The following is a 3,082-nucleotide window of genomic DNA, read 5'->3' as shown; positions in this document are numbered from 1 at the left end:
AGCGCACGGCGGAGCGCCCCCCAGGCCGTACCAGGCCAGGAACGCCGCGCCGCCCCAGCGGGCGATCGCCAGCAGCCACGGCTGGCCCTGGATCAGCGCGCCCATGCCGGCCACGCCCGCGGCGATGGCGATCACGTCGATGGCGATGCAGGTGCCCACCGTGAGGGCCACGTGCCGCCCGAGCAGGCCGACGCGCAGCACATGCGCGTTCTGCGCACCGATGGCGATGATCAGGCCGGCCCCGGCGCCGAAACCATGCAGAAAAGGGGTGATGGAAGACCACATCGGCGAATTGTCTGGGGCCGGGGCCAAATCCCGTCCTGAATGGGGAAAATATCGACTTGGCTGAGAATTCCTCAGCTTTCAACCCCAAGGGCGCCATGGCACTGGATTCCAAACAATGCGAGGCCTTTCTCGCCGTGGCCGAGGCGGGCAGTTTCGAGCAGGCCGCCGCCGCGCTGCACATCACGCCCTCGGCGGTGTCGCTGCGCGTGCGCGCGCTGGAGACGCGGCTCGGCCAGCCGCTCATCGTGCGCGGGCGGCCCAGCCGCGCCACCCGGGCGGGCCGGCAACTGTTGCAGCACCTGCAGCGCGCCCGCGTCATGGAGCACGACCTGCTGGCGGGGCTCTCGGGCGGCGATGGGGAGGCGGATGCGTTCTTCGCCGTCACGCTCGCGGTCAACGCCGATTCGCTCGCCACCTGGCTGCTGCCGGCGCTGTCGGGCGTGCTGCAGCGCGAGCGCATCGCCATCGAGCTGGTGGTGGACGACCAGGAGCACACGCACGCGCTGCTGGAGGCCGGCCTGGCCCATGCCTGCGTGTCGGCCCAGCCGCATGCCATGCGCGGCTGCACGGCCGAGCCGCTGGGCCGCATGCGCTACCGGCTGGTGGCCTCGCCCGCATTCGCCGCGCAATGGTTCGGGCCGCGCGGCATCACCCGGGCGTCGGCGCGCCGGGCCCCCACGGTGGTGTTCAACCGCAAGGACCCGCTGCAGGCCAATGCGCTGCTCAATGCGTTCGGGCTGCAGGCCAGCGCCTATCCGAGCCATTACGTGCCGGCATCGGAGCCCTTCGTCGCGGCGATCCGGCTGGGGCTGGGCTACGGCATGGTGCCGGAGCTGCAGATCGGCGATGCCATCGCGCGCGGCGAGCTGATCGACGTGCTGCCCGATGCGGCGACGGACGTGGCCCTGTACTGGCACGGCTGGGCGCAGCAGCCGTCCCGGCTGGAGCGGCTTGCCCAGCGGGTGATGCAGGCGGCCCGGGGGCTGCTGTAGGCCCGCCGTTCGCTCACGTGGCGGCGCCCGGCCCGGGTACGGCGTAGAAGCCCAGGAACATGTCCACCGCGTCGTGCAGCACCTGTCGCTGCTGGGCCGGCGTGAGCGGCGGCTGACCCAGCGCCAGCTGCGGCCAGAAGGCGAAGGCCTTGACCATGCCCTGCAGCTGGTGCGCGGCGTATTGCGGATCGACCCCGCCACGCAGGCGGCCGGCCTGCTGCGCCGCGTGGATCCACGCGGGAACGCCTTCTTCCTTCTCGCCCAGGCGCGCCACCATGGCCTGCGCGCGGGCCGGGGTGTGCAGCATCTCGGCCATGGCCACGCGCGACAGGTCCATGAACGCCGCATCGCCCAGCAGCGCCATCTTGCGCTCCAGCAGCTCCAGCAACTGCGCGCGCAGGGGCCGCTGCGGATCGTGCCCCGGTGCCGCCAGCGACTGGCTGCGGTCCCACAACTGCCCGAGGATGGCGGCGAACAGGTCGTCCTTGCTGGGGAAATGGTTGTAGACCGTGCGCTTGGAGACCGCGGCCGCGGCGGCCACCCGGTCCATGCTGGTGCCGGCGAAGCCGTGCTCGCGGAACTCGCCGATCGCCGCCTGGACGATGGCATGGCGCTTGCGGTCGGTCAGGCGGGAGGGTGGCGGAGCGGTGGCGGTCATAGGCAAAATTTTACACTCGGCAGTTTACTTTTCTGGATCGAACACTACACTGTGCAGTGCAGTTTTTGGGGTGGTTGCTTGCCCCCTTGCTGCCCGCCCGGGTTCTCCGGCCATTTCACTTTCTCATCGCCATGGCTTACCGCATGTCCTCCTGTTCCGAATCGCCGGCCGCTCCGCACGGCCCGTCGCCCCAGTTCGTTGACGGGCGCTTTCGCAATGCGGCGCCCCGGCACCGCCTGGGCATGCTCAAGACGCTCGGCGTGCTGTGGCGGTTCGCCCTCGGCAAACCCGCGGACACGGTGCCGGACCGGCCCATCGCCGTCCAGCCCCTGACCACCGCCGCACTGCTGCAGGCGCCGGACGACAGCCTGTGGCGGTTGGGGCATTCGACCCTGCTGCTCAAGCTGGACGGCCGGTTCTGGCTCACCGACCCGGTGTTTTCCGAGCGCGCCTCGCCGGTGCAGTTCCTGGGCCCCAAGCGCTTTCATGCGCCGCCGCTGGCCATCGAAGACCTGCCGCCCATCGCGGGCGTGATCCTCTCGCACGACCATTACGACCACCTGGACCACGCGGCGATCCTGAAACTCGCGCCCAAGGTGGAGCACTTCGTCGCGCCGCTGGGCGTGGGCGACCGCCTCATCGCCTGGGGCGTGCCGGCGGCCAAGGTGCAGCAGTTCGACTGGTGGCAGGGCACGACCCTCGGCGGGCTGCGCCTGGTGGCCACGCCGGCGCAGCATTTTTCGGGGCGCAGCCTGTCGGACGGCAACCGCACGCTGTGGGCGTCGTGGGTGCTGATGACGGCGGACACCCGCATCTTCTTCACCGGCGACACGGGCTATTTCGACGGCTTCCAGGCCATCGGCGAGCGCTTCGGCCCGTTCGATCTCACGCTGGTGGAAACCGGCGCCTACAACGCCGACTGGCCCGACGTGCACATGCAGCCCGAGCAGAGCCTGCAGGCCCATCTGGACGTGAAGGGCCGCCACATGATGCCCATCCACAACGGCACGTTCGACCTGTCGCTGCACCCGTGGACCGAGCCCTTCGAGCGCATCACCGCGCTGGCCGCCGCAGCCGGCGTGCCGCTGGTGGCGCCGGCGATGGGCGAGCGGCTGGACATCCGGGCGCCGGCGCCGTCCCGCCACAC

At 70.9% G+C, this 3,082-nt stretch carries 4 protein-coding genes; 2 read left to right on the top strand and 2 right to left on the bottom strand.

Annotated features, from left to right (window positions below):
• Positions 1-285: LysE/ArgO family amino acid transporter (locus AC27IO_RS22290; RefSeq protein WP_498740817.1), on the bottom strand; the 285-nt coding region annotated here is incomplete at its 3' end.
• A gap of 95 nt (positions 286-380) precedes the next feature.
• On the opposite strand from AC27IO_RS22290, the gene AC27IO_RS22285 reads away from it, so the two are divergent.
• On the top strand, positions 381-1,277 hold the full coding sequence (locus AC27IO_RS22285) for a LysR family transcriptional regulator ArgP (RefSeq protein ID WP_498740816.1): 897 nt from the start codon (positions 381-383) through the stop codon (positions 1,275-1,277).
• 13 nt (positions 1,278-1,290) lie between these two features.
• Here the strand turns inward: AC27IO_RS22285 and AC27IO_RS22280 are convergent, their stop codons facing one another.
• Positions 1,291-1,935 (bottom strand): TetR/AcrR family transcriptional regulator, encoded by a 645-nt coding sequence (locus AC27IO_RS22280; protein WP_498740815.1) that lies wholly within the window; start codon positions 1,933-1,935, stop codon positions 1,291-1,293.
• Between the two features lie 143 nt (positions 1,936-2,078).
• On the opposite strand from AC27IO_RS22280, the gene AC27IO_RS22275 reads away from it, so the two are divergent.
• Positions 2,079-3,082: MBL fold metallo-hydrolase (locus AC27IO_RS22275; RefSeq protein ID WP_498740814.1), on the top strand; the 1,004-nt coding region annotated here is incomplete at its 3' end.

The organism is Acidovorax sp. KNOB132 (assembly GCF_057541515.1).
This window is presented reverse-complemented; position numbering and strand designations above follow the sequence as displayed.

Bases quoted from the DNA above. Each gene is read 5' to 3' on its own strand.
- AC27IO_RS22285 (WP_498740816.1), top strand. From the start codon at position 381: ATGGCACTGGATTCCAAACAATGCGAGGCCTTTCTCGCCGTGGCCGAG.
- AC27IO_RS22280 (WP_498740815.1), bottom strand. From the start codon at position 1,935: ATGACCGCCACCGCTCCGCCACCCTCCCGCCTGACCGACCGCAAGCGC.